The sequence below is a fragment of the Agrobacterium sp. CGMCC 11546 genome (assembly GCF_013365515.1).
In the GTDB taxonomy this organism is placed as follows: domain Bacteria; phylum Pseudomonadota; class Alphaproteobacteria; order Rhizobiales; family Rhizobiaceae; genus Agrobacterium; species Agrobacterium fabrum.
The window spans coordinates 189,668-214,896 of record NZ_CP047389.1 but is presented as its reverse complement, the minus strand read 5'-3'; the positions used below and the strand labels follow the sequence as shown (position 1 = coordinate 214,896).

The 25,229-nt window shown below is 57.6% G+C and carries 19 protein-coding genes and 2 pseudogenes; 13 read left to right on the top strand and 8 right to left on the bottom strand.

Annotated elements, in window-relative coordinates; all coding sequences use genetic code 11:
• Positions 1-2 precede the first annotated feature (2 nt).
• Positions 3-1,220 carry an ROK family protein gene (locus GSF67_RS24340; RefSeq protein ID WP_006311653.1) on the top strand — a complete coding sequence of 406 codons (1,218 nt, stop codon included), beginning with the start codon at positions 3-5 and terminating at the stop codon, positions 1,218-1,220.
• On the opposite strand, the gene GSF67_RS24335 is transcribed toward GSF67_RS24340, so the two are convergent.
• Positions 1,217-1,450 (bottom strand): HAD-IA family hydrolase, encoded by a 234-nt coding sequence (locus GSF67_RS24335; protein WP_244399787.1) that lies wholly within the window; start codon positions 1,448-1,450, stop codon positions 1,217-1,219. The two genes, GSF67_RS24340 and GSF67_RS24335, sit on opposite strands and share 4 nt — an antisense overlap.
• A gap of 155 nt (positions 1,451-1,605) precedes the next feature.
• On the opposite strand from GSF67_RS24335, the gene GSF67_RS24330 reads away from it, so the two are divergent.
• A complete protein-coding gene (locus GSF67_RS24330; RefSeq protein WP_083815800.1) occupies positions 1,606-2,595 on the top strand; it encodes a glycerophosphodiester phosphodiesterase family protein in 990 nt (329 codons plus the stop codon).
• Positions 2,596-2,605: 10 nt separating this feature from the next.
• Here the strand turns inward: GSF67_RS24330 and GSF67_RS24325 are convergent.
• Positions 2,606-5,579 (bottom strand): annotated as a pseudogene (locus GSF67_RS24325) (Tn3 family transposase).
• A 164-nt stretch (positions 5,580-5,743) separates the two neighbouring features.
• Between GSF67_RS24325 and GSF67_RS24320 the strand changes: the two are divergent.
• Positions 5,744-6,337: a recombinase family protein gene (locus tag GSF67_RS24320; protein ID WP_006311657.1), complete on the top strand. Its 594-nt coding sequence runs from the start codon at positions 5,744-5,746 to the stop codon at positions 6,335-6,337.
• Here the strand turns inward: GSF67_RS24320 and GSF67_RS24315 are convergent.
• Positions 6,294-9,542, bottom strand: a complete 3,249-nt coding sequence (locus GSF67_RS24315; protein WP_244399789.1) for an exodeoxyribonuclease V subunit beta — start codon at positions 9,540-9,542, stop codon at positions 6,294-6,296. The genes GSF67_RS24320 and GSF67_RS24315 overlap by 44 nt on opposite strands.
• Before the next feature lie 2 nt (positions 9,543-9,544).
• Positions 9,545-12,091 (bottom strand): PD-(D/E)XK nuclease family protein, encoded by a 2,547-nt coding sequence (locus GSF67_RS24310; protein WP_006311659.1) that lies wholly within the window; start codon positions 12,089-12,091, stop codon positions 9,545-9,547.
• A 163-nt stretch (positions 12,092-12,254) separates the two neighbouring features.
• Here GSF67_RS24310 and GSF67_RS24305 point away from each other — a divergent pair, with 163 nt between their 5' ends.
• The 3 genes from GSF67_RS24305 (at position 12,255) to GSF67_RS26140 (ending at position 14,599) form a co-directional block, all read left to right on the top strand.
• Positions 12,255-13,238 (top strand): YafY family protein, encoded by a 984-nt coding sequence (locus GSF67_RS24305; protein ID WP_006311660.1) that lies wholly within the window; start codon positions 12,255-12,257, stop codon positions 13,236-13,238.
• 368 nt (positions 13,239-13,606) lie between these two features.
• Entirely contained in the window at positions 13,607-14,317 is a 711-nt protein-coding gene (locus tag GSF67_RS24300) for a toll/interleukin-1 receptor domain-containing protein (RefSeq protein ID WP_035214867.1), read from the top strand.
• 18 nt (positions 14,318-14,335) lie between these two features.
• The gene (locus GSF67_RS26140; RefSeq protein ID WP_035214869.1) at positions 14,336-14,599 is read left to right on the top strand and encodes a hypothetical protein; all 264 of its coding nucleotides are present in this window, start codon (positions 14,336-14,338) and stop codon (positions 14,597-14,599) included.
• Positions 14,600-14,742: 143 nt separating this feature from the next.
• On the opposite strand, the gene GSF67_RS24295 is transcribed toward GSF67_RS26140, so the two are convergent.
• Entirely contained in the window at positions 14,743-15,633 is an 891-nt protein-coding gene (locus tag GSF67_RS24295; RefSeq protein WP_006311662.1) for a LysR family transcriptional regulator, read from the bottom strand.
• 141 nt (positions 15,634-15,774) lie between these two features.
• Between GSF67_RS24295 and GSF67_RS24290 the strand changes: the two genes are divergently transcribed.
• From GSF67_RS24290 to GSF67_RS24280, 3 genes are all read left to right on the top strand, one after another.
• Entirely contained in the window at positions 15,775-16,641 is an 867-nt protein-coding gene (locus GSF67_RS24290; RefSeq protein WP_006311663.1) for a pirin family protein, read from the top strand.
• Positions 16,642-16,735: 94 nt separating this feature from the next.
• Positions 16,736-17,416, top strand: coding sequence for a hydrolase (locus GSF67_RS24285; RefSeq protein WP_006311664.1), 681 nt, complete (start codon positions 16,736-16,738; stop codon positions 17,414-17,416).
• Positions 17,417-17,639: 223 nt separating this feature from the next.
• Entirely contained in the window at positions 17,640-18,047 is a 408-nt protein-coding gene (locus tag GSF67_RS24280; RefSeq protein ID WP_006311665.1) for a DoxX family protein, read from the top strand.
• Between the two features lie 187 nt (positions 18,048-18,234).
• On the opposite strand, the gene GSF67_RS24275 is transcribed toward GSF67_RS24280, so the two are convergent.
• Positions 18,235-18,729 carry a MarR family winged helix-turn-helix transcriptional regulator gene (locus tag GSF67_RS24275; RefSeq protein WP_006311667.1) on the bottom strand — a complete coding sequence of 165 codons (495 nt, stop codon included), beginning with the start codon at positions 18,727-18,729 and terminating at the stop codon, positions 18,235-18,237.
• Between the two features lie 44 nt (positions 18,730-18,773).
• Between GSF67_RS24275 and GSF67_RS24270 the strand changes: the two genes are divergently transcribed.
• From GSF67_RS24270 to GSF67_RS24260, 3 genes are all read left to right on the top strand, one after another.
• Positions 18,774-20,318 carry an FAD-dependent oxidoreductase gene (locus GSF67_RS24270; RefSeq protein WP_050813475.1) on the top strand — a complete coding sequence of 515 codons (1,545 nt, stop codon included), beginning with the start codon at positions 18,774-18,776 and terminating at the stop codon, positions 20,316-20,318.
• A complete protein-coding gene (locus GSF67_RS24265; protein ID WP_006311670.1) occupies positions 20,296-21,522 on the top strand; it encodes an MFS transporter in 1,227 nt (408 codons plus the stop codon). Before GSF67_RS24270 ends, GSF67_RS24265 begins: the two co-directional genes overlap by 23 nt.
• A 236-nt stretch (positions 21,523-21,758) precedes the next feature.
• Positions 21,759-22,283 (top strand): patatin-like phospholipase family protein, encoded by a 525-nt coding sequence (locus GSF67_RS24260; protein ID WP_176072101.1) that lies wholly within the window; start codon positions 21,759-21,761, stop codon positions 22,281-22,283.
• On the opposite strand, the gene GSF67_RS24255 is transcribed toward GSF67_RS24260, so the two are convergent.
• A protein-coding gene (locus GSF67_RS24255) for an IS3 family transposase (protein WP_128822099.1) occupies positions 22,275-23,488 on the bottom strand; the annotation gives its coding sequence in 2 pieces (ribosomal slippage) (positions 22,275-23,152 and positions 23,152-23,488; 1,215 coding nt in all). The genes GSF67_RS24260 and GSF67_RS24255 overlap by 9 nt on opposite strands.
• Before the next feature lie 621 nt (positions 23,489-24,109).
• On the opposite strand from GSF67_RS24255, the pseudogene GSF67_RS26135 reads away from it, so the two are divergent.
• Positions 24,110-24,250: pseudogene (locus GSF67_RS26135) on the top strand (GSU2403 family nucleotidyltransferase fold protein); the annotation flags it as partial.
• A 156-nt stretch (positions 24,251-24,406) separates the two neighbouring features.
• On the opposite strand, the gene GSF67_RS24245 reads toward GSF67_RS26135, so the two are convergent.
• A complete protein-coding gene (locus GSF67_RS24245) occupies positions 24,407-25,033 on the bottom strand; it encodes a TetR/AcrR family transcriptional regulator (protein WP_006316150.1) in 627 nt (208 codons plus the stop codon).
• Between the last annotated feature and the right edge of the window lie 196 nt (positions 25,034-25,229).

Here is a 25,229-nt window from a genome sequence, read left to right as displayed (position 1 = left end):
CAATGTCCATGCCGCGCGCCGTGAGGCACATTAATGAGGTCCGCGCGCTGGATGTTGTTTTTCGCCATGGCAGGATTAGCCGGGCGAATATCGCCAAAGAACTGAGCATGGTTCGCTCCACCGCGAGCAGTATCGTTGCCAGCCTGACTGAAGAAGGAATACTGGTCGAAGATGAATCCCAGGATGATAAAAGTGCTGGCACCGGTCGACCAGGCACGTTTGTTCGCATCAATCCAAACTATGGAATGTTCATAGGCGCAGATATCGGCGTCGGGCGAATGAACGTCGTCGCTCTGGATATGGAAGCGACGGTGATCGCACAGTCCAGGTCGGACTTCAGCCTCCTGGAGGCAAGCCCAGACCTCGTGATAAGGCGGCTGGTGGATGTGGTTGAAGTTATCAGGGAACGGCTTGGTAGGGACTATCGCATCCGGGGCCTCTGCTTGACCGCGCCCGGGGTAATCGATCGGACGGGTACAATCCTGCGCGCTCCAATTCTGGGATGGCGACAGGAACCGATCCTGGAGAAGTTGCAGCAGCGACTGCCCGACATTCCATTGCTGATCGCGGAGAACGATGCCAACGCATTCGCAATTGCTGAGATATACCAGTCCAAAGAGGAAAGCGTCGATACGGAGATCTATATCTATCTCGACGCGGGCGTCGGCGGGGCGATCGTGAATTCCGGTCAGCTTCTCCGCGGCCAGGACGGTTACGCCGGCGAGCTCGGCCACATCATACTTGGAGACGAGGGCTTCGTTGAACTGGCCACGATTTCCGGATCGTTCGAGAGTTTTATCGGTCGGGAAGCGGTCCTTGCGCGCTACCGCTTCCACGGTGGATCCGCAGGCGATATTCAAGCGTTCGTCGAGGCAGCGCGGCAACAGGAAAAGGCCGCTCTCTCGACACTCAAGGATTGGTCATTTTACCTTGGGCGAGGGGTCGCGACGCTGACAAGCATATTCAATCCTGCGCGGATTGTGCTCGGCGGCCCGGTTGCCGCACTTTTCGATCTCTGCCGGGAAGAGACGCTGGACAAAGTGACCCGGAATCTGCTCGAGGGGCATCCAATACCTGAAATAAAACTATCATCCCTCGGTCTCGAAGGTCCCGCCATCGGCGGCGCGTCGATGCTGCACAAACAGATGTTGTCCGTGGACGAAAACCTCGTTTTTGGGCGTCCGAAAACGGAGACGATGCGTGAGAAAGTCAGCGATTAGAACTGTATCAGGCCAAGGGCGCCATCGGCGATTTTCGGCATGACGCGTTCGTAGTTCTCCAGTTGCCAATGATCTCCCTCCATACGCCGCTTATGCGTTTCGGCAATGACGCAGACCTGGCAACCTGCCGCTGTCGCGGCGATAATGCCAACCTCGGCATCCTCGAAGACAAGACAACGGGCCGGATCGACCGAAAGACGCTCGGCGGCGAGAATAAGGGGTCGGAACAAGGTTTGTTCCCGCAGACACGCTAAGGCAGCACGAAGCATGAACATGTATCGCCGACTGGCGGCAACTTTCCACTTACATCGTCCCCACGCGGTAGTTTCGCCGTAAATCGGTCATGATCGGTAACGAGCTTCGGTATTTTGGGGACCGAACCGTTATGTCGAAAGCATTGAAGAAGATTTCAATCAGTTTGTTAATTCTGGCTGCCGTCGTTTCATCAACGATATTCCTTCTCAACACCAATCTTCTCGCAGCACGGCCCGACGGCGAACCTATCCTCCTTGCACACCGCGGGATCGCGCCTCGGTATGATATGACGGACGTCAAATCTGACACCTGCACAGCGACACGGATGCTGCCTTCAGGTGACGTTTTCATCGAGAACACAATCGCTTCCATGAAAGCCAGCTTCGAGGCCGGCGCGGACGCCGTCGAGTTCGACATACATCCGACCACGGACGGCGAATTTGCGGTATTTCACGATTGGACCCTGGATTGCCGAACAGACGGCAATGGCGTGACGCGCGAGCATTCGATGACAGATCTTCGGAAGCTCGATGTCGGATATGGCTACACTGCGGATGGCGGAAAGACGTTCCCCTTTAGAGGCAAGGGAATAGGCCTGATGCCAACGCTGAAAGAGGTGTTGGAGACCTTCCCAGGCAAACGCTTTCTCGTGAACATCAAGAGCAACGATCCGAAGGAAGGGGAGCTTTTCGCTTCCTATCTCAAGGCATTTCCCAAAGAGATGATCGACAAACTCTTTGTCTATGGCGGCGAACGGCCAGTGGCGAAGCTGAAGGCACTGATGCCTGATTTGAAGACAACGACCAGAGTGTCCGCGATGGCTTGCCTGAAGGATTACACGCAATGGGGATGGACCAGCATAGTGCCGACACCCTGCAGAAACGGTGTCGTCTACATTCCGATCAATATGGCATCCGACATGTGGGGGTGGCCTTATCGCCTGCTTGACCGGTTTAGAGGAGCTGGCAGTGAGGTGTTCATTATTGGGGCCTATCACGGCGGAAACTATTCCAACGGCGTTGACACAGTTGCCGACCTCAAGTCTCTTCCCGCCGACTGGTCTGGCGGGGTCATGACAAATGAGCTGGAGCTGCTCGCCCCAGCCATGGGACGCAAATAAAAGCGCCCGATCACGCAGCGCGAAGAATTCTGTTGGGAAGCCGCAATGGTCTGAAGCCTTCGGGCATCTGCTGCTCGGCGTCCCATGAATAGATGCCAGTGAGAAATATGCTCCCAAGCGAGCGGCGAGACGTGCTTCAACAACTCGTCAGGAATATGCCGCCCTTGCTGCCGAAGATGCGTCGTGGCCCGGCTGAGATAGACGGTGTTCCAATAGACTATAGCGCTGACCACCAGGTTGAGTCCGGAAGCTCTGAATGCCTGGCTGTCAAAGGACCGATCACGGATTTCGCCGCGCTCGTGGAAAAAGACGGCGCGCTTCAACTTGTGCGCAGCTTCACCCTTATTGAGGCCTGCTTGGCAGCGTCGGCGCAGTGCCGGGCTGGAGTACCATTCGATCATGAACAGCGTTCGCTCGATGCGCCCGAGTTCACGGAGTGCTCTAGCCAGCTCGCTGGATTTCGACGAGGCGGACAATCGCTTGAGAATTGCCGACGGCGCGACTGTGCGGGTAGAGATCGAGGCGGCAAGGCGCAGCAGTTCGTCCCAGTGTTCCATGATGAGCGCGGTGTTGATCGGCGCGCCGATATGATTTGCCAAGGACGGATAGGCATCAGCCTTCTCGAAGGTGTGGAATTTTCTGTCTTTGAAGTTGCGAAGCCGTGGCGCGAAGCGCTTGCCGATCAGGCAGAACAGCGCAAAAACATGATCACTAGCACCGCCGGTATCGGTAAACAGCTCCTCGATCTCCAGAATCGTGTCGTGGTCGAACAGGCCGTCGAGCACATAGACGGCCTCGCTTTCGGTTGGGCTGATCGGCAGGATGCTGTAATACCCGTACTGGTCTGAAAGCCCGCTGTAGAATTTCGTTCCGGGCTCGCTGCCATAGTGGAGATTGATGTCGCCGCGTTTGGCGGCCCGGTCGCTGGCACGGAAGAACTGCCCGTCGGATGACGCTTTCGTTCCGTCGCCCCAGATTTGCGAATGCGGATGGCGGGTATGGCTATCGGTCACGGCCGCCTGCGCGGCCTGGTAGGTTTCCGACCGTGCGTGGAAGCTGCGCATCCAGCCAATTTGATGGGCACTGATCCCTTTGGACGCTCCCGCCATGCGTTTCGGGCCGAGATTTGTGCCATCGGCGAGCACGCCAGCCAACATGGCGGCGATGTTCTGCGGCACATCACCTGTCCGAACATGGATGAACTGGTCGGCAAATCCAGTCCATTCATGCACTTCCCGCAGGAGATCTGGGACCTCGACCAGAGGATACATTTCCGTGATTTCGGCATTGAGGGCTTCCGCAGCAGTCGGCACATCGCTGGCAAGCGGCGTCACGATCAAAGCGCCATTCTCAATCCTCACGCCATCGAGCTTCCCGAAACGGGCGCGCCATGCCAACTGTTTGAGGTTGGCATCCATCATCTGCCGGACATCGGAGAGCCAGGCCGCGCAGTCAGCCTGAACACCGAGCCCGAGTTGATCTTGCTCCTTCAGGGCGACAAAAGCCGGCTTCGACATCAGATGTTCGTCGATCGGCCGGAACGACCGGCTGCCTTCAACCCAGATATCCCCCGAACGCAGCCGGTCCCGCAAATGGGTGAGCGTGGCAATTTCGTAAAGCCGCCGATCCGGCTTTCCATCCTCAAAAATCAGCTTCTTCTCGTTGGCGCCGAGATGTCCGACCGGGACACGATCCGGCAGAACACGACGCCCTTCTACATAAAGCGTTTTCAGTGTTGTGACCGCAGCAAGCAGCGGATCGTGCCGGCGGCGTGAATGGAACGTGAATGTCTGAAGGAAAGCACCAGCAAACTTTCGGATATTCCCATGCTGCTCGGCCGCCAGCACCAGCGGCGCAGCGTCAGCGCTTCCCACCATCGCTTCAAGGCCCGGTTTGATCTGAAGCAGTCTATGCCAGCCAACATGCCGATTGACCGCGGCAAGCGCATCTTCATCGGTATCATTGGCGGCCTGCAAAGCGACGATGGTGTCGAGGAAGAGCCGCAGAGCTTTGGATGTTTCAATGCGCGCGTTTATGTGCCGCTGCTTTTTGCGGTTATTCGCTTGCGAGAATAGTCGACCCATCAGCTTGATGAACATCATCACCGCATCGTCGGTGAGCTTCTGACCCAGCTTTATGACCTGCGCCGCGATCGTCGCGCGCCGACGGCTGGCGCTGAAGTCTCCGGCAAGCCAGGCCGGCGTGGCATCACCCTCGCGGATCATCTGGTCCCATCGTCCGGAGGAAACGCGCGCCTGTAAACGGGGATCGATGCCCAGCGAACGCAGGAACGCGATGCGTTCCGTCAATCCCACCAGGTTGTTCGCGCCCGGTGCATCGGGAGCAGAGCGCAGCCAGTGAAAGCGCGTCTGTCCGATCGCAGGATCAGCAGCCAGAAGCGCATCGAGGCTCTCCAGTTTTTCCCGATCGAGATCCGATAGTAATCTGCTCTCGGCACGACGGCGGGCAAGCGCACGAGCAGCAATGCCGATCTTCTCAATAGAATGTTGGGAAGGCAGCAGCGCTTTCCGGTCTCGAAAAGCGTTTATGACTGCAGTGGCAATCGGCAGCCCTTTGTCTCCTGCCGCCGCCACTTCGGTCGCAGCCAGCAACGCTGCACGACGATCATCGCGGTTTGTTGTGTGAAGGCCGAGATAATCCGCAAGATATCGGCTATGGTCGAAATGCGTTTGAGTGCGGCGGGCATAGATAGAATAGGCTCGTGGCTCTACGCCGAGTTGAGCGGCAACATGATCGACTATGGTTGAAGGCGGTTGTTCATCCTCGCGAAGAAGTCTTCCAGTTTGTCGCATGACGCAAAGCTGGATGGCGAAACCCAATCTGTTGTGAACCCGCCGTCGCAACTCGCATTCGAGACGGTCGCTGGCATCCAGTGTGTAGTGGCGGATCAGGCCGTCCTCATCTGTTACCAGGCCCAGAAGGTTGCGCGCTTCTGCCGCGCTGATCAGTTTCCTTCGGCCCATATTCCCACTCCCGCACGCTTGCTCACTCATGACAACCAGTCACGTCTCCTGTCCGAAAACGAGCGATTGCGTACAGGGGTAAAACGCCCTGTCCACAAATTATCTTGACATAATTTCGAACACAGGGAATATTTCGGACAGCATATTCGGACGAAATTGAACCCATGCCACGCACCTTCGCCTATGTCCGCGTCTCGACAACCGGCCAGACCACCGAAAACCAAGTTCACGAAATTGAAGCAGCCGGCTTCCAGGTCGAACCCCGCAGGATCGTCACAGAGACGATCTCCGGCAGCACCGCCATCGCACAGCGCCGCGGCTTTTCACGACTAATGGACAAGCTGGAATCCGGCGATATTCTCATAGTGACCAAACTCGACCGCCTCGGCCGTGACGCGATCGATGTCAGCACCACTGTGAGGGCTCTCGCCGAGATGGGCGTGCGCGTTTACTGCCTTGCCCTCGGTGGCGCGGACCTGACCAGTTCGTCCGGCACGATGACCATGCAGGTGCTCAATGCTGTCGCGCAGTTTGAGCGAGACTTGCTGATCGAACGAACCCAATCCGGGCTCAAGCGTGCAAAGTCTGAAGGCAAGACCCTTGGTCGGCCATCCACGCTCAATGATGAGCAGAAGAAGGATGTACGCGATGATCTCGCAAAGGGAATGAGCGTTTCGGCTATAGCGCGAAAATATACGACCAGTCGACAGACGGTTATGCGGGTTCGCGACGAGGGTTCACGGTCCGTTCGATCTTAGCGTCGCCAGGAACAGATCTTGTTCCGACCCCAATATTCGCAGGATCTGCGGACTGCACGATGGTGTCAGTCAATTCCAGCCGTCCGTGATCGACCCACAATACTGCCACCCCTTTTAATGGATGCTGCGGGAACAGCTCTGGGACCAACCCAGCATAGCTTGATAGCTGGGGCCAGTAGGGACCGAGGCCCTCACCACTACCCCCAGATTTATGATCGATGAGCAGGCACCCGTTTGATCCCATGGCGAGAAGGTCGATAATACCTGGGATCTCGGCCCCATCTCGAGTGTAACCTAGCACAGGGATCTCAGTGGCAAGATCTGTATAGCCCTCCGCTGCGAGCCAGTCTTTCAGTGCGGTGGCACGCTCAGAAATCATACCGAGTGTGGCTTCTTCCAGCCCCGTCGCAGACGGCAACCCGTGCGCCAGGTCGGGTCGGGTCAGATAAGTGCGCAACGCGAGATGTAGGGCAGTACCACGGGCCGCGTCATTGAGCGTTGTCGGCCACGGGGCGCCAAGAATGATGCTACGGGTTCCGGGCACCTCGCCCGCACTGCGACTTTGCGAAGGCTGTAGCCGCCAGGGCGAGAGTGGTATTTCGGCCAAAGGCGTCGCGGGCCCGAACCGGGGCGGCACGCTGGAGACGCTACTTGCAAACTCGGTAAAACCCGCCATCTCTGGCAATTGTTTAATGACCGCGGCGCAATTAACGCCGCCGATCTTCAAGCAGTTGGTCCCGATCTGCGGTGCACAATTGTCCGTAAAAACATGGAACAGGTTTGTTGCCTCTGGTGCATCTTTCTCTCGGTCTTTCAGGAACCCGGGCCATTCCAGCACAATCCGGTCGCGCGCGCGTGTGAGAGCGACGTAGAGCAAGTTCTTCGCATTGGCCTCGAAATCTTCCCGTCGATCTTCGATAAAGCGGCGCGTAGCCTCTGGCGCCGCAAACCCAGGTGTATGAACAAGCGCGGCCGAGCCAAGCACCACCGCCATATCGTCGATCCGGTCCAATGCATCGAAACGTGTTGTCGTGGAACCGGGCCAATCCTCAATACCGTTATCGAGCTCGGCCACGACAGTGATTGGCCATTCGCGGCCCTTCGAGGCATGCCAGGTTACGATCTCGACCGCCTCGGCGTTGTTGGCAGCGGGATCGGGCCGGCGATCAAAATCGCGTTCATTCGCTCGGGCATCGAGCCAGCCGAGAAACACCTTTGCTGTTTCGCCATGGAATCCGGAAGCAGCTTTGAGATCGCGGTGCGCGCGCTCAAACTCGTTTGCCTCAGCCTCCAGTCGAAGGAGATCGGCGCGGGATGCTGCTGCGTTAGGTTGGCAATCTGCCCAAAGGCGTAGGCCTGCGACCGACAGCACCAAATCCAAGGCCGCACCGATCGGCAGACTTGCCATTTTATCGGACAAGGCTGAAAGGCGGATCAGGACAGGGTCATCGCCAAGCCGTCCTTCAGTCTGGGCGGAAGTTGCAGTTTGCAGAGGTAGTGGATCGGGGCCCAGCGTGCGCAATAGTAGCCCAGAGTGGACATCAGCCGGGTTCGCGGCAAACGCAAGTGCGGCACGAGCAGCGGCGACAACAGGGCTCGTAGCCCAGCCGTCCTCGCTGATGCGGACTGGGACACTGCGGGCGCGTAGCTCCTCGGCATAGCGGGCAGCAGTCGTGTGCCGGCAAACTAGCAGCGCAATATCCGATGGCCGTGCAGGGCGCGATGCCTTCGAAATCCGGTCTGTTATTGTGTCTCCATCCGTCAGGATGCGGGCGATGCGTTCAGCAATATGTTCCTGTGGCTTTGATGCGTTGCGGACGCCACGCGATTTGGTTGCAATCAAAACCTCGAGCGCCGGGCATGAGATATGATCGCGCGTCGGTGTCAGAGAGTTGTAGAGCGCGCCGAACAGGCCCACACCCATTGCATTGACGAACTTCATCACAGCCGGTGTCGATCGCCAGTTGCGATCTAGCGGCTGTGTTGCATCGGGATTCGCCGTCGCGAGAGCCTGTGACAAGCGCGGGTCGGCGCCCTGAAACCCCATGATCGACTGTTTAACGTCGCCGACCAGCAGTGTGCGCGTCGCATTTGCGCCAAGCTGCCAAAGGAGGGCGAACTGCACGGGATTGGTATCCTGGAACTCGTCGATGATGACGCAATCTATCTCGCCGAGCACAGCTTGGAGCACGGCAGGGTCGGTGCGCAAAAGTCGTTCCGCCCCGGTAATCATGTCGGCAAAGTCGATTAGGCCCAATGCCTTTTTACGAGTCTCATAGGCTTCCATAACCTCTTGGGCACACGAGATCAGGCAGGAGAGGTGCAACTTTGCATCAGCAAGAGGGCCGGGGTGGGCGGGAAGAACGTCAGCCGCTGCCATAATAGCGGTGGCAAGATCGTCGTATCCTTCCGGCGTCTTGCTGCTTCGGTTCGAGACAAACAAACCGCGTAAGTCGTTCCAAAGCTTCCAGTCCCGGTCGAGAAGATCGGGCGAGCGATGAACCCGTTTGAATAGCGCCAGATCCTTCTCAAGTTTTTCGACATTGCCTTTGGCAGTGATGTGAGCCTTGCCGCCTTCGGGGAAGCTCGCAACCATTGTCTGAATGGCCGCTCCCAACGCGGCACGGGCAGCTGTCGGATCAGACAGGACGTTACCATAGATCGTATCAAGACGCGACAGCGCCGGTGCGAGCAGGCCGCGATCACGCCCTTTGTCACCAAGACCGCGCAAGAGATCAATCATCGACAATACCCGGCCGCGTAGAGAATCTTCGACCGTGTTGCCTGTCTGCCAGTTTGCTTCATAGCCAAAACGTTCTGGCTCGGCCTTGATGGTATCAAGCGATTTCGCATGCGCCAGTGACTGACGGATCAACAGGTCTCGCTCCGCATCACCCAGATGCCGCGGTTGCGGCGAAGCACCTGCCGCTAGCGCATGTTCGGTCAAAAGCCTGAGGCCCAGCCCATGGATCGTCGATACATATGCGCGCTCGACCGCCATAGCCTCCGAAACGAGACCATCTGCCAGAAGCCCGGCACGGATGCGTTCACGAAGTTCAGCCGCAGCGGTCTCAGTGAAAGTCACGGCCAGAATGCGCTCGGGCCTAACCACACCGCGTTTGACCCAGTCAGAAAGCTGGGTCTTAATTCGGTGCGTCTTCCCGGCGCCAGCGCCCGCTGGAACGATTACCAATCCTTGATCCATGGTCATCCCTCCTCGACCTGACGAATGAAGGCTTTGACGAGGGGAGAGCCGTCGGTCAGCGCATAGGGCGCAAAGCCTGCCTCTTTCCTAAAGAATTTTTCATCATCGGACGTGTTGAGGACCACCCTACCTGCGCCCAGTTCCTCCAGTCGCGCCGTTAGCTTTTCCACGGCGCTATCACTCACGGTATGTCCCATATCGCGCGCCGTAGAACCGTCGGAAAGCGTCAGCCCAGAGGTCAGGAAGCCTCCGTCGTTCATAAGGTGATATGCAACGGCAACCTTGCGTCCAATCAACGGATCCATCCCGTCGTTCTCGCGTCGGTTTGGTCGGGAAATCATGTCGCGATAGAGCCCAGCCTGCAGATCCCAAGCCGCCTCCATTCGCTTACGTCGACCCGACGTTCCGCTCTTCTTGTGATCGACGACTAACAAAGTACCATCGGGCAACTCGAGGATTGCATCTGCTTTGCCATGCAGCTGGATGCCGTGTGCTTCCCCCGCCAACCAGATCTCGTTGCCAATAATCTTTGCATTCAGCGCCAACAGATGATCGCGCCAGCGTAGCGCGGCAGCCAGGATTTCGCGTTCCAGTCCCTTGCGTTCCATCTCCCACGACGGGCTTCGCAGATAGCCAGCATGGCGCATCAACGCACGATCATAAGCCTCGGGGACCGCAGCGGTCAGTGTTTCGGGATCCGGGACCGGCTGATCCTTCAAGAAGATATGTTCGAAGACATCATGGGCGATGTTGCCCTTCGCCATAACATCAAGCTCGTCGGCCGACCACGACATATCCTCGGCTCCGACCTCAGCAAGGAGCCAGGCAAGTGGGCTGACGAGCAGCGTCTCCAGCCGCGAAGGCGATTGCGGCTTTGCCGTTCCGTCATCCGTGCGACGAAGAGAGAGGAGATCTTGCCCAGGAAAATCCAGAGCCTCGGGGAGGTCTGGCTGCATGGGTAATGGCGGGAGATGGTGATGCATGATTGGCCAGTCTGAAGGCGAGAGCCGCGACAAATCAGTGATGAGATCGCTCGCGTCGTCGAGGTTATGGATCGAGCGCGCAATAAGTGACAGCCCTGCAGACGGCTGTAGTTTCGTGCCCGACAAATCGCGCCAAGGGATCAGAAAAGTGACACTTCTGGAGGTCGCCTGCAGTTGATGATCAAAGTGCGCAAGCCCCTGTGCCAGGCTCGCGGCGCGCCCCCGCAATGCGAGACCTGTGGCGGCATGGATCGAAGTGACTTCGCTGTCCAGGAACATCGGATTGGCGCGCGGGCGTATTGGATACAGCCCGTCAGTAAAGTCGGAGATGATCAAATGCTGACAGGGACGCCAAGGGCTCTCATGCGCGAGCCAAAGGCTAATGCCTTCCAAATTGTGCACTGGATCTGCGCTTCCAGGCGCCATCACCTGAATGCCGCGCAGAATCCCTTCCCAATCCGGCGACCCCTCGCCTGGAGGGACAGATAGGCGGGCTCTAACTTTGTCACCGTCGGTAATCTGATCGCAGATGCGGTCGAGAAGGAAACGTAACTGCGCCAAGCTGTTTGCAGAGGCGCGAATATCATCCCAAAGCGCCTTGTGCGACGGAAATGCCGTTAGGATTTCACCGCGGAAGTCCCCGCTCATCAGGCTCTCAGCGAGATTTCGGCCCGTTACAGGGGACCAAGGCATAAGTGGAGACAGCACGAGGCTTGCCAGTGCCATCGCTGGAGTTGGCGGACGTTTGGCAAGCGCCAGATGCAATGCAGTTTCGCCAATGACATCGCGTTTTGGTAAGTCTGCAGGCAGACCAGACAGCGGGATACCTTGGGCAGAGAAAGCTCGGGCGATCTGTTGCGGGCTTCCGGCGGTCAGAACAGCAATCTCGCGAGCCGGCGTCCCTTCGTCAATCAGTGCTCGAGCACGGGCAGCGGCGAAATCTGCACAGGCCGCAGGATCTCTTAAGCCGTAGAAAGAAAGGCTAAAATCGATGGGCCCCGTCTCGATTTGAGGGGCCGTCAACCCGCCCTGGAGGGCGTGCAGCCGGCTACCGATCGCCGCTGTGCGATCGCGTGGCGAGGCGGGGACTGAGCCGAACTCGTCCTTTAATCGGGCGTAAAGCATCTGCATTGCGGCGGGCGCGAGCGGATCGAGAGAGCCCTCGACAACTGAGATCGGAGTGAGAAAGCTTCCATGGGACAAATTCAGGACATGGCGTATTGGCGGCAGACCTTCGGGCAGCGCATCCCCCAGTTCCTGCCACAGTCCGACCAACGCCGTCAGATGCCGTCCCGCCCTGCTGCCGGGCAGGGAACCGACCGTCGGTATCTGCAAATCCGTTGTAGCAAGTATCAGGTCCTCCAAGGCTGCAGTCACCGCAGAAATCGTTTCAATGGGCGCGTTCGAGAGACTATCCGCCCAAACTGGATCAGAGGAGTTTGCGATGGCGCGACCGGGTGCCCATTCGGTCACCTTTGGCGCTAGACCCAGTTCGGCCAAAGCGGTGTCGGACAATCGGTATTGGAGGCCAGAGCGTGCATCGGCGACGAGAAAGGGATAATGCATAGGAGCCTCCGATGAATAGCTATTTGTATGAAGCGAAATCGTTCGAAACAGTAGGCGCAGTGATAATCCGCGATGAAAGCAATTGCATATCGACAGATCCGAAATTCATCCATAACGTGTATGGGTGTCAATATCTGACATACTTGTTCAAAGGAAATTAGTCTTGCCGTTCTCCAAGTCTCAAGACCTCATCAGACTTGCTCGGCTGGCTGCTGTTCGACGAACCGGAATCAGTCTCGATGAAATTCGTGACGAGTTCGGCATCTCGCATCGAACAGCACAGCGTATGACTGAGGCGCTTGAGGCCGTGTTCGGTAACGTGGAGGCGGTTACCTGCCCGGACCGTCGACGACGGTGGCGCGTTCTTGATCCGGTCCTGGAAAAACTGCAACTAAAACAAGAAACAGCGATTGAGGCGCTGGAAATCGCGAGCAAAACAGCGCGCGGCGAGGGTCGTTTGTGTCACGCGGCTGCACTCGATGATCTTCGCGGCGGACTGCTTGCGCGCCTCACCCCGAAAGATGCGCTTCGCACAGAGGCAGATGTCGAAGCGGTCCTGCTAGGGATGGGATCGGTCACACGCCCCGGACCGCGGGTCAATTTAGTCCCGGCTGTTGTCGACGCTGTTATTGAAGCCTTGCGGGGACCATTCAGACTACGGATGCGGTACGGAACCATGGATGCGCCGGAACGTGTCGTCGAGCCTCATGGTTTCTTACTTGGGCATCGGAGCTATCTCGTAGCACGCCAGCCAAAACGCGGAGACGAGATGCGGAACTTCCGCATGGATAGAATACTGAGTGCTCAGAGTTTGGACGAAAGTTTCAATATCGCGCCAGGTTTTTCGCTCGAAGACTACACCGCCAGATCGTTCGGTGTTTACCAGAATCCGAAGCAATACGACGAAGTCATCTGGCGTTTCGCTCCACATGCCGCAGCGCGGGCGGCCGAGTTCTCCTTTCACCCAAAGCAGACCGTCGAGCCGCAAGAAGATGGAAGCCTAATTGTACGCTTTCATGCGGCAGGCTGGCTTGAAATGGCATGGCACCTGTATTCGTGGGGCGATGCAGTCGAAGTAGTGGCGCCCGAAGGGCTGCGTAGCTTCATCGAAAACCACCGCAGAACCGACTTTGATTCATTGCCATAAGCCTTGCGGACGCCCGTTTCGGTGCGGATGTTATCTCGTGACTTCATTGGGTGACAGCTTTTGACACCCACGCTCCTTTAGTATCCAAATGCCCGATTCAAAGGGTATTTCGTAAAGGAGACGACAGATGGCAAAAGGAAAAGGAAGCGGAAGCAATTTCCGCAGCACAGTGACTGGAAAGTTCGTCACACCCAAGCAGGGACGTTCAAATCCGAGAACGACCGTGCGAGAAGCGAAAAATGGCGGGAGCACCGGAGGCACCTACAGGAGTGCTATTTCTGGCAGGTGTGTGACCACAAAATACGGCAAGTTGTATCCGCGCACGACCATCAAAGATAGCTGATCACAACGTCTAAGAGGATTTTTCAATGGCTAGATGTACAGCACCTAGTGAAGGGCACCGCTCAGCGAATGCGGCTGCCAATTGCCCAGCATGCCGTGGCAGCAGCCGCTATGGTGGCTATCGCAGCTACAGCAGCTACAATAGCGGTTACGGATCGAATTCCTCCTATTCTCCTCCAACTAGTTTTTCATTGGGAGGCGGTAGCGGAGGATCAGGTCGGGTAAGAGCAAAATGGTCGAAGGTTGGCTCGACAATTTTATATACACCTACAGAGGTACGGGCGCTTACGCCAATCCGAGAAACCGCGGAGAACCGAGCGCTATTACCTGATCTGCGTGATGTTTTCTTGTGTCATGCCTGGGACGATCGTCAGGGAGATGCCAAGGACTTGCATGATCTACTGGAAGCACGTGGCGTGTCAGTGTGGTTCAGCGAGAAGGACGTCGCTCTTGGCACGTCGTTACTTCGCGAGATCGACAAGGGATTGGTGAAGTCACGGGTCGGGATCGTGTTGGTAACGCCGGCATTGCTCCGCCGACTTCCAGCAGCAGGTGTTGCTGACAAAGAGCTTTCAGCGCTTTTGGCGACCGAACAGCTCGTACCTATTGTCCATAAAACGACCTATGAAGCCCTCCGCAACGTCAGCCCGCTTTTGGCTTCGCGTAGCGGGTTGAGCACAGGGGAAGATACGATGGCAGTGGTGGCAGACAAACTCGCCGAACTTGTTGCTACCTAGCGCTATAGGAATACGTCAATGCTCAAAACCGATACCCGTCAGGCCAACTGGCGTCGAGCCAACCCGGCCAAGTATGATGCCCACCTTGCCGTACAGAAGGCGGTGAAGGCTGGCGACTTGGAGAAACAAACGTGTGAGGTTTGTGGAAGTCACGTGGTAGACGCTCATCATGACAGATATGATCAGCCCCTAAAAGTACGCTGGCTGTGCAGATTACATCATACCCGTCTACACCACCGCGGAGAGGACATGTTTCCAATGCGCTTTCGAGATAGCTCGTAACAAAACTCTTGAATAGTTTAAAGCAGTTGATGTTCCAGAATGGCGGGTCGCCGGTTCATATCCGTTCAAGACGAACCATCGGCAGCCTGCCAATGTTTAGCCGTAATACGTTTTCGCCGCGTTGTTAGGGCAAGCTTTTGGCCCTAAACCACCGCATATTCATCTGCCAGAAAATCCAGCAGCGCTCGCACGGATGGCAGCAGACCACGGCGTGACGGGAAGGCGGCATGGATGATGCCGCTTCGCGGCGCCCAGTCCGGCAGGAGGTCGATCAGCCGCCCCGCCGCCACATCCTCCCCGACGACCATGGTGGGAAACTGGCAGACGCCGATGCCCTGGAGCGTGGCAAGCCGCAGGGCTACCATGTCGTCGGTAATCAGCAGCGGCTGATAGGGAATGGCCGCCGAGGCACCGTTAGGACCAAGCAGGTTCCATTCGAAACTGCTGTGGGATGAACCCCAGGCGAGGCCGGGCATGTTGACGAGATCGGCTGGAATGGTGATGCGAGATTTGACAATGCTGGGGCTTGCGACCAAGCACTGCTCACTTTCCGCCAGCTTGCGGATGACGAGATCGCTGTCTTCGAGCGGAGGAAACCGCACCCGGATGGCAAGGTCGAAACCTTCGCGAATGACATCCACCCGGCGGTTGGTACTTTCCAGATGGACTTTCACCTTGGGATATCTGGCCATGAAGCGGGCGATCATTTCTCCGACCTGAAAATAGATCACCGATGCGGGACAACTGACCCGCACCGTGCCCTGCGGTTCCGCCCGCATGCGATCGATCACTTCCAGCGCGGCGTCCGCCTCCACCACCATCGCCAGACAATGGCGGTAAAATTCCTGGCCGATCTCGGTAATGGCAAACTGCCGGGTCGTGCGCTGCACCAGCCTCACGCCAAGATCCTCCTCCAGCAGGCCGATGCGGCGGCTCAGCCGTGAGCGGGGTACGTCCAGTTTTCTGGCGGCGGCCGAGAAGCCGCCTTGTTCCACAACGTCGACGAAGAGGCGCAGATCGTTCAGATCGGGCATGGTGGCGGCCTTTCATTGTCCTGTTTTCAGGACGGTATATCCTGATCTTCGATCTACCGGCCAGTTTGTTCCAGAATTATTTTGCTCTCACACGATCACCAGCGACCCTTCACAAGAAAGAAGGGCATCCAGGAGACTATGATGAGACAGGTTCTTGGCGTTTACAGCAGCACATCGCCGCATTGGGTGGGGGATGGATTTCCAGTTCGCTCCATGCTTTCGCACATGACCCAGGGCGAACATATCAATCCCTTCCTGCATCTTGACTATGCCGGGCCGGAACGGTTTGCGCCGGGCAAGACGCCGCGTGGCGTCGGCGCTCATCCGCATCGCGGGTTCGAAACGGTGACCATCGTCTATCAGGGCGAAGTGGAGCATCGCGACTCGACCGGCAGCGGTGGGCTGATCGGCCCGGGCGATGTTCAATGGATGACCGCGGCTGCGGGCATCCTGCATGAGGAGCGCCATTCGCAGGCCTTTACGAAACAGGGCGGTACGCTGGAAATGGTGCAGCTCTGGGTTAACCTGCCGGCCAGGGACAAATCCGCACCGCCCGCCTATCAGACGGTGCTCGACGGGGATATTCCCGCCGTGGCGCTGCCGGACAATGCGGGAACCGTGCGTGTCATCGCCGGCGACTATGCGGGACAAAAGGGGCCGGCGCGCACCTTCACGCCGATCAATGTGTGGGATTTACGTCTGACGCAGGGAGGGCGCGCGATATTCGACCTGCCGGAAGGGCATAGCGCCGGTCTTGCCGTTCTTCGCGGAACCATCACGGTCAACGGCACGCGATCGGCACGGGACGTCCAGTTCGTGATGCTTGATCGCGAGGGAGGCAGTTTCGAGATCACCGCCGACAGCGACGCAACGGTGCTTCTGCTGAGCGGTGCGCCGCTTGGCGAGCCGGTTGCCATGCAGGGGCCGTTCGTCATGAACACGCCTGAAGAATTGCAGGAAGCCTTCATGGATTTCCGGGCCGGAAAATTCGGCGGCATTCCTGCCTGAGCCATTCCCGTGGTTTTGCAAGGGGCCACGGGCCTCACCGGGCGGAAGTGATTTTTGCCCACAAGTCCATGCCTGCCAACCAAGGAGACTTACAATGAGTACGCCTGCCAATTTTAACGGCCAGCGGCCTGTCATTGACCCCGATGATGCGGTGATGCTTTTGATCGACCACCAGAGCGGTCTGTTCCAGACGGTGGCGGACATGCCGATGCCTGTTCTGCGCAACCACGCCACAGCGCTTGCCAGAATGGCAACGCTGACGAAGATGCCCGTTATCACCACGGCATCGGTACCGCAGGGCCCCAATGGTCCGCTGATCCCGGAAATTCATGAAAATGCACCGCATGCGCAATATGTGGCGCGTCGTGGCGAGATCAATGCCTGGGACAATCCGGAGTTCGTCGCCGCCGTCAAGGCGACCGGCCGCAAGACGCTGATCATTGCCGGCACCATCACCAGCGTCTGCATGGCCTTCCCGGCGATTGCAGCAGTTCAGGATGGCTACCGGGTGTTTGCGGTGGTGGATGCTTCCGGCACCTATTCCAAGATGGCGCAGGAAATCACCCTTGCACGGGTGGTTCAGGCCGGCGTGGTGCCGATGGACACGGCTGCGGTTGCCTCGGAACTGCAGAAGACGTGGCATCGCGACGATGCCCAGGAATGGGCGGCAGTCTACACCAAGATCTTCCCTCCCTACCAGCTTCTGATCGAAAGCTACATGAAGGCGCAGGCGGTCGAGAAGAACCACGAACAGCTCGATTCACAGCGCGGCTGATCGCAAGAGGCAAAGGGCGGCGCAGCTTGCGCCGCCCCTGTTTCGATCCCGATCGACGCTGCACTATGCCGGTCAGACTTGGGCGATATGGATCATTCTGAGGGTATGCACACAACAAGTTGCTCAGGTCGTTACAGCCGCTCTCTCAATCGTCAATTTCAAAGGTGCGGGGCGATGCTAAAATCCGCTGATACGATGAAATAATATTCACCAGGAACCTCCCATGACTGCCAAGATAAATGATGTGATAATACTCCTGGCGCGCCTTTCCATGAGCGCCCTCTTCCTGCAGGCCGGTATCGGCAAACTCTTTGAAATTTCCGGCTTTGCGGCGTCCTTGGCCGCAAAGGGCGTGCCTTTTGCCGGGCTTGTCGTATACCTTGTGATTTTGGTCGAAATCCTCGGCGCCGCCGCCTTGATATTCGGAGTAAGGGCCAGAGAAACAAGTATGATATTGCTGGCTTTCACCTGTGTCGCGACCTTGCTCAGTCATTCGTTCTGGTTGTTTCCCGAAGAGGCGCGTCCTGCCCAACAGGGGCAGTTCTTCAAGAATCTGGCCATCGTAGGGGGCCTGTTTTTGTATTTTGTAACAGGACCCGGAAGGTATCGGCCGGGGCGGGACGCGCAGTAGCGCATACCGCTGCGAAATCGTGTTGAACGACGCAACGTCGTGGAAGCATCTAACGAGTATTGGCTGTCACCATCTCCAGGGCCTTCTGCTCCGGATCTCGTTCAACACCACCAAGCCAAAGCACACTCCGAGGTCCAAATTCGTGTGAGCGTTCAAGCCTTCCCTGACTTGAACCCCGTAAGTCTGTCTATCCGGCCTCCGGGCTCGCTGTTGCCCCTCCCAGGGCGTCTGCGAACTTTCGCATTAACCGCACGAGGTCGTTGACTTCAGCCGTTTCCCAGCTCGCAAAGACGGCGAGGGCAATTTTCTGCCGTGCGGCATCGATTTTGTCGGTCATCGCCTTGCCCTTTGGTGTGACGACGGCCTCGTTCACTCGTCGGTCAACCGGGTTTTGCCGGCGTTCGGCAAGCCCAAGACTCTCCAGCTTAGCGACCTGACGGCTAACCGTGGTGTAATCCCGCCCCACACCTGCCGCCAAATCCACGATGCCGATCGGCCCGCGCCGCTCGATCCCGACAAGCAGCGGGAAGAGGGCGCGATCGAGCGCAATTCCGGCTTCGTGAACAAGCATCTCGTCGCGTTGTGGTTGGTTCATGAGGCTAACGATATCAATCAGCGAACCGTGCAGTTCACGAATTTTTTCGCTCATATGTGTATTTTGCACATTTATTGTTGACGGCATGAGGTGTCTCCTATTATGTGCATAATACACGCATGGAGACGGACATGACAAACCATTTTGACGCAGATGTACTCATCTGCGGTGCGGGAGCGGCTGGCCTCACGTTAGCGATCGAATTTGCACGGCGGGGTGTTTCTTTCCGCTTGGTCGAAAAGACCAGCGAACCGTTCCCGGGTTCGCGAGGCAAGGGTATCCAGCCGCGGACGCAGGAGGTTTTTGAGGATCTCGGCATCCTTGACAAGATCGTTTCTGCCGGCGGCGTCTATCCGCCGATGCGCGATGATCACGGCGACGGTAGCTTCACAGAAAAAAACTTCGGGGAACGGTCTCATGCGACACCAGCGGAGCCATATCACATTCCCTTGATGATTCCGCAATTCCTGACGGAAAAGATCATGCGCAATAGGCTGGCCGAACTGGGGAGCCGGGTTGAATTCGGATGCGAACTGACCGCGTTCGAGCAGGATGGTAATGGGGTTATTGCCCATCTGTCGCGTTCAACCGGGGCAGAGGCCGTTCGCGTACGCTATCTGGTCGGCGCGGATGGAGGTCGCAGTTTCGTCCGCCACGCACTTGGCATCGCATTTCCCGGCAAAACGCTGGGTGTGCGCGCGATCGTTGCCGATGTCTTGCTCAACGGACTTGGACGGGATGTATGGTGGCAGTTCAACAGCGGCGACACGCAGCGGATGGTCGCCATTTGCCCGCTTGGTGGAACCGATCTGTTCCAGATTCAAGCGCCGATTCCACCGGAGGGGGAGGTTGACCTCTCTGCCGAGGGATTGGAAAAGCTGATTGCCGACCGGACAGGTCGCAACAACGTGAAGGTGCAGACGGTCACCTGGGCATCGGCCTATACCATGAACGCCCGGCTCGCCGCCCGCTATCGGGCGGATCGCATCTTCCTGACGGGAGATGCCGCCCATATCCACCCGCCGACGGGCGGCCAGGGTTTCAACACCAGCGTCCAGGATGCTTACAATCTCGGCTGGAAACTTGCATCCGTACTTTGCGGAGCCGAGGATGGGCTTCTCGACAGTTACGAGGCGGAACGCCGCCCGGTAGCTGCGGAGGTTCTCGGCCTGTCGAGCCGACTGCTCGATGCCGGAAAGCAGGGTGAGATTCGTCGTGGCCGCGAGGTGCACCAGCTCGATATCGACTATCGGCAATCGCCACTCGTCCTTGGCCCGGCCAGCCGCAGCCATGGCCTGCGCGTGGGCGATCGCGCCCCGGACGCACCGATCGAAGGAGCGGCGGGCCAGCCTTCACGGCTCTTCCGATTGTTCGCTGGCACACATTGGACGCTGCTTGTGAACGGGCAACGCAGCGTGGCACCCCGATCCGGATTGCATATCCACCGTCTCGGCCAGCGCGGCGACGTGCTCGATTCGTTCGGGCATGTTCGCGATGCGTACGGATTGGCGCCGGACGAGTGCGTACTGATCCGGCCCGACGGATATGTCGGCGCGATCCTGACACTGGATGCCGACGGGACGCCGCAGCTCGAAACCTATCTGGAGCGGGTGGGCCTGGGAGTGTGTAGAACTCGATGCGGGAGGCGGGACCATGACGACCAGCGCGCTGTCTGAAGTCGCTTCGGCAAAACCGCTCCATTGGCGGATTATCCTTCCGGTCTTCGCAATCGTCTGCGCCCACGCTGCGGGCACCGCCGCGGTCTTGCCCGTGCTGCCATTCCATATCCGCGGCATGGGTGGTTCTCCTCTTGTTCTCGGCATTGTTATTGCGGCAGAGGCTGTCGGCCAGTTTGCCTCGGCTCCCGCCCTCGGCCAGCTGTCGGATCGTTTGGGCCGGAAGCGCGTCCTGCTGATCAGCCAACTGATTGCCGCCGGCAGCCTTTTGCTGCTCGCGATTGCACCCAGCGTTGCATTCATCCTTATGGCCCGTGCGCTATTTGGGCTGACGGCGGGAAACATATCTGTCACTGCAGCCTATATTGCGGACCATACCGACATCGGAAACCGCAGGCGGGCCATCGGCATTCTAATGGGAGGTGCGGGTCTTGGCGGTATTGTCGGGGCGGGGCTTTCGGGCGTTTTGTCCGACATATCCTTGACGATACCCATCGTAGCTGCATTTGGTCTTGTGGTTGCCTCAATCGTTGTCACGTCTCTCCGCTTGGATGACGGGCAACCGACAGGGTCTATAAAAAGACGGCCTCCTGGCGAAGACATCTCGTTTCGGACGATCCTTGCGTCGCCGGTCCTGCGCGCGCTCGTCGTCATTATGCTTTGCCACTTTTTCGCCTACGGCACCTATATTTCGCAGATGCCTGTGTTTCTTGGTGATACATTCACATGGAGCGGTCATGCATTTGGCGCGAAGGAATTGAGCTATCTCATTATGACGGATGGGGCGGTCAACGTGTTTGCCCAACTGTTCCTGCTGGGCTGGCTTGGCAAATATCTCACCGAGCGCAATTTGATTCTCCTGATATTCCTCCTGATTTCCGCGGGCTTCCTCACGGCTGGTCTTGCCAGCAGCATACTCGTGCTTGTCATCGCCGTTGTGTGTGTCAGCATCGGCGATGCACTTGCAAAGCCGACTTATCTCGCGGCGTTGTCTATCCATGTCCCTTCCGAACGGCAGGGCGTAGTCTTGGGTGCCGCACAGTCCCTGGTCGCGGTGACGGACATTATTACGCCGGTGCTGGGCGGGTTTCTACTCGGATATGCGCTCTACAGCGTCTGGATCGGCATCGCCGTCGCTGTGGCGATTGTCGGAGCCGTCATTGCAGCTGCCCGGCTCCCGCGGCACGGCACCGTCGAGGCATGACAATGTGCCTCATGCCGGCATTCGTCGGAGGCCCGGGTCTGTGGCGACTGTGTGCCGTCATCTTACTGACGTTGAGCGGGTGCGCGGCACCCACTCGCCCCACCTACACTGCATCGGAAGCTAGCCGAGCGCAGATACCAGGTTTCGAAAACATCAGGACCCATGCAGATGACCCCCGACCTCCGAAATCCGTGTACGATCCATGGCGGCCGATCACAGGAAAGGATAAATCCGCCATGCTCGCCATATCGGGCGGTGGCGCAGGCGGAGCTTTCGCGGTCGGTGTTCTTTCCGCCTGGAGCGAACTTGGTACCCGGCCACGTTTTCAGGTCGTCACCGGCGTCAGCACAGGAGCACTCATCGCGCCATTCGCGTTCCTGGGCACCCAGTATGATAAGCGGCTAAGGAGCCTCTATCTTTCCGATCAACCCCGCAATCTCGTTGACCTGAACTGGAAAGGGCTTGGCGTTTTTTCCGCAAGTCTTCTTCAAGGAAACGCACTCCGTGAGATGGTCGAAGACAATATCACACCGGAAATCCTCGGCCAGATTGCGCGCGAACATCGTGCAGGTCGTCGCCTTCTCGTGATGACGACAAACCTCGATACCCAACGCGCGGTCGTCTGGAACATAGGAGCTATCGCCAGTAGCGAAAGGGTGGACGCTCTTCCGCTGGTTCGCCAGTTATTGATCGCTTCAGCAAGCGTTCCGGGTATCTTCCTGGAGTGCCCCCCGTTTCACCGGACAAGTCGGCTAGATTGATTTAGCCCTGATGAACTGCCGAGGGGAAGCCATCTTGAGAGCGGAATGGGGATGGATTTCATTGTAGTCCTCGATCCATCCGTCGATGAGACGGAGCGCCGTTTCGGCGTCCGGTAGTGCCGAGATGCGGACGTAATCTCGCTTCAGGGTTTTGACGAAGGCTTCCGACATGCCGTTCGACTGCGGGCTGGCGACCGGCGTGAAGCAGGGCGTCAGATTGAGTGCTTGCGCAAACAGCCTCGTGTCCCGCGCGGTATAAGCCGAGCCATTGTCAGAGAGATGCTCGATAGCATGCGGGGCTCGGGTTGCATGGAAGCGTTTCTCGACCGCCTCCAACATCATGTCGCGCACGTCTGAGCCGGAAATGCCTGCATTGGCAACCGCCGTCCAGGCGATGATCTCGCGGTCGAAGGCGTCGATGATGAAGGCGAGACGAATGACCTCTCCATTCCAGCAGGTGAACTCCAGACCATCCGAGCACCAGCGCAGGTTTGAGCGCATGACCATGACCTTGCCGTCATGGATGCGGCCCTTGCGAACGGCGGTATGCTTCTCCAGCAGCATTGCGTGGTTACCCATGATGCGATGAACCCGTTTGGCGTTGACGACAGGCTTATCGGCGGCTCGCCTTTCGCGATTGAGGAGCGCGGCGATCCGCCGATAGCCATAAGTCGGCCTTTGATCAACCAGCCTGCGAATGGCGGGCAGAAGCTCTGCATCCTCGACCTTGTGGTATGGCCCACGCGGCTTTGTTTTGCCTTTCAGCCGCTCGATGAGGTTGGAACGGGAAACGCCTAGCGTGTCTGCGACGGCCTTCATCGCGAACCGTCCTTCGGCAACAAGATCGGCCGCGATATCCGTTTTTTTGAGTCCGCTTTGGAAAGGGCTTCGCGGAGGATTTCGACCTCCATCGTCTTGCGACCGAGCATGCGCTCCAACTCCCGGACGCGATCCTCCAGTTTCTTCACTTCCGAATTCCCGACAACCGGCTCGTCAGAATCCACGGCTGCAGCACCTCCCTCGCTCAAGAGTCTGCGCCACCGATAAAGCAAATTGGGCGCGACGCCATGACGGCGAGCGGTCGAAGATACCGTCTCGCCGGGTTCGAAACTCTGCTCAATGATTGTCAGCTTTTGCTCGGTTGTCCACCGCCTGCGGCGAACATCACCCGTCAGTAATTCAACGTGTCGATAGTCGTTAGACATAAGCCTGTCCTCAAGCCTGTGCTTGAGCCTTTCTGCTTATGCCGACTGTCCGGTCGAAATGGGGGGCAGTTCACTTCCCGCCTGTTTCCATCAACACGGTAGTTGACGGCAGGCTCATTGAGGAGCTGCATTCCGACGGAGGCAGCTCGGCGCAGTTTTTCACGTTGCCTGAACACCTGATCGTCGCACCAGGCCCTACTAGCGAAGGAAAATTGCACATCTACGTCATTATCAACAACGCGCTGATACCGGAGTTTTCGATGACTCCCAGTAAGGCGTTGCCCATTATGGCGCGAGCGTATGCTATACTCCTGAAATCACAAACCAGGCAGGGGTTGATCGCGCTCTATAATTTCGGACAAAGATCGAACATTGACGTGGATATCGCGTCGATTGATCAGCAAATACCCTATTCCATTACCGATCCACTAGACGGTGCCTATATGCGCACAGTCTATCGCATCGGCTATCGAAAGGCATTCGAGGGTCGCCTTTGGACTCGGCACCCGAAGTTTGTCATCTCCAAAGATTCCAGCGGAGCAACAAAAGTCGGCACTTCACATCAATTGCTCTGGATCGCTTCACAGCCACAGTTGTTGAGGCGGGGCATCGGCCCGTTGATTCCGGCTCCGTGGTGTCCTCGTCGGCACAGTCGCGTTCCGATGTTATGCAGCCTATCTCGGTATCCGGCTGCCGATCGCCACGATCCTGACAGGTGACGCGGACCTGGTACAAGATTACGCGATCTCAAGCTGGGTCGAGCAATGCCGATCCCTATTACGGGAAAACAACGCTTGATCAGTACGCCAACATCCAATTCGATAAAGGAAATCAATTGGAACTGGAATAGTCTGCAGGGATGCTTGGGTTCGATATGGTTCAAGGCGTTCATATGCGTTTCCGGACCACCCACACCACTTATCCGAGGATGGTGACCACACCCTTTAAGAAAATCCGAAGCTCCATCTCTACAACGCCTTTGGTGTCGTCTACGGGAAGATTGTAGATGAACTTTCGAACTCCGAGATAGAAGATCGCGGCGTGCAGGCCCCAGATGGCCTCGATTTCCATGTTGGTGACCGGTTTTTCCTCGATCGATTGTCTGCCATGCTCAAATCTCAGTTCCTGGATGATCAGATTGAAAATCCGCTGTCGCAAGAGATTGAGATAGCGCGCGTTGAAATCCAGGCCCTTGAGACCCGAAAACATGAAGAGGCGCACCCACTCATAGGTCAGGATCGCATCGGCGTAGTCGCGATAAAACTCCCTGAGGCGATCCTCCAGCGGCCTGTTGCGGTTGGTGATCAATTCTTCCCAGAACGGGTTCCAGCGCCGGACGAACCCCTCCTGATAAACTCGTTCGACCAGCGCCTCCTTGTTCGGGAAATACCGGTAGAGCAAGGGCTGTGTAATCCCCAGTCGTTTCGCCAGCTCGCGGGTCTGACCTTCGAAGCCGAATTCGGCGAAGAAGCCAATGGCGCCGCGCACGATCTCCTGCTCCCGCATGTCCGGAGACATTCGACGCTTTGGCGGTGCTTCATTCATCCGCAGTCTTCCTCCCTCTATTGATGCTACGATAATTTATCACTCAAATATCAAAGCCTTGCAAGCACCACAAATTGGCTTTCCAAAACGCGTATTGCGCTCCGTCAAAAATAGGTTGACGGAGCATTTCAAATTTGTATGTTTATCAAGTGATAAATAGAGATTGGAGGATTTCTATCGTGAGGAGACGAGAATT

Excerpts from the sequence above, each read along its gene's own strand:
- GSF67_RS24340 (WP_006311653.1), top strand. The coding sequence starts at position 3 with ATGTCCATGCCGCGCGCCGTGAGGCACATTAATGAGGTCCGCGCGCTG.
- GSF67_RS24330 (WP_083815800.1), top strand. The coding sequence starts at position 1,606 with ATGTCGAAAGCATTGAAGAAGATTTCAATCAGTTTGTTAATTCTGGCT.
- GSF67_RS24320 (WP_006311657.1), top strand. The coding sequence starts at position 5,744 with ATGCCACGCACCTTCGCCTATGTCCGCGTCTCGACAACCGGCCAGACC.
- GSF67_RS24315 (WP_244399789.1), bottom strand. The coding sequence starts at position 9,542 with ATGGATCAAGGATTGGTAATCGTTCCAGCGGGCGCTGGCGCCGGGAAG.
- GSF67_RS24310 (WP_006311659.1), bottom strand. The coding sequence starts at position 12,091 with ATGCATTATCCCTTTCTCGTCGCCGATGCACGCTCTGGCCTCCAATAC.
- GSF67_RS24300 (WP_035214867.1), top strand. The coding sequence starts at position 13,607 with ATGGCTAGATGTACAGCACCTAGTGAAGGGCACCGCTCAGCGAATGCG.
- GSF67_RS26140 (WP_035214869.1), top strand. The coding sequence starts at position 14,336 with ATGCTCAAAACCGATACCCGTCAGGCCAACTGGCGTCGAGCCAACCCG.
- GSF67_RS24295 (WP_006311662.1), bottom strand. The coding sequence starts at position 15,633 with ATGCCCGATCTGAACGATCTGCGCCTCTTCGTCGACGTTGTGGAACAA.
- GSF67_RS24290 (WP_006311663.1), top strand. The coding sequence starts at position 15,775 with ATGAGACAGGTTCTTGGCGTTTACAGCAGCACATCGCCGCATTGGGTG.
- GSF67_RS24285 (WP_006311664.1), top strand. The coding sequence starts at position 16,736 with ATGAGTACGCCTGCCAATTTTAACGGCCAGCGGCCTGTCATTGACCCC.
- GSF67_RS24280 (WP_006311665.1), top strand. The coding sequence starts at position 17,640 with ATGACTGCCAAGATAAATGATGTGATAATACTCCTGGCGCGCCTTTCC.
- GSF67_RS24275 (WP_006311667.1), bottom strand. The coding sequence starts at position 18,729 with ATGCCGTCAACAATAAATGTGCAAAATACACATATGAGCGAAAAAATT.
- GSF67_RS24270 (WP_050813475.1), top strand. The coding sequence starts at position 18,774 with ATGACAAACCATTTTGACGCAGATGTACTCATCTGCGGTGCGGGAGCG.
- GSF67_RS24265 (WP_006311670.1), top strand. The coding sequence starts at position 20,296 with ATGACGACCAGCGCGCTGTCTGAAGTCGCTTCGGCAAAACCGCTCCAT.
- GSF67_RS24260 (WP_176072101.1), top strand. The coding sequence starts at position 21,759 with ATGCTCGCCATATCGGGCGGTGGCGCAGGCGGAGCTTTCGCGGTCGGT.
- GSF67_RS24245 (WP_006316150.1), bottom strand. The coding sequence starts at position 25,033 with ATGAATGAAGCACCGCCAAAGCGTCGAATGTCTCCGGACATGCGGGAG.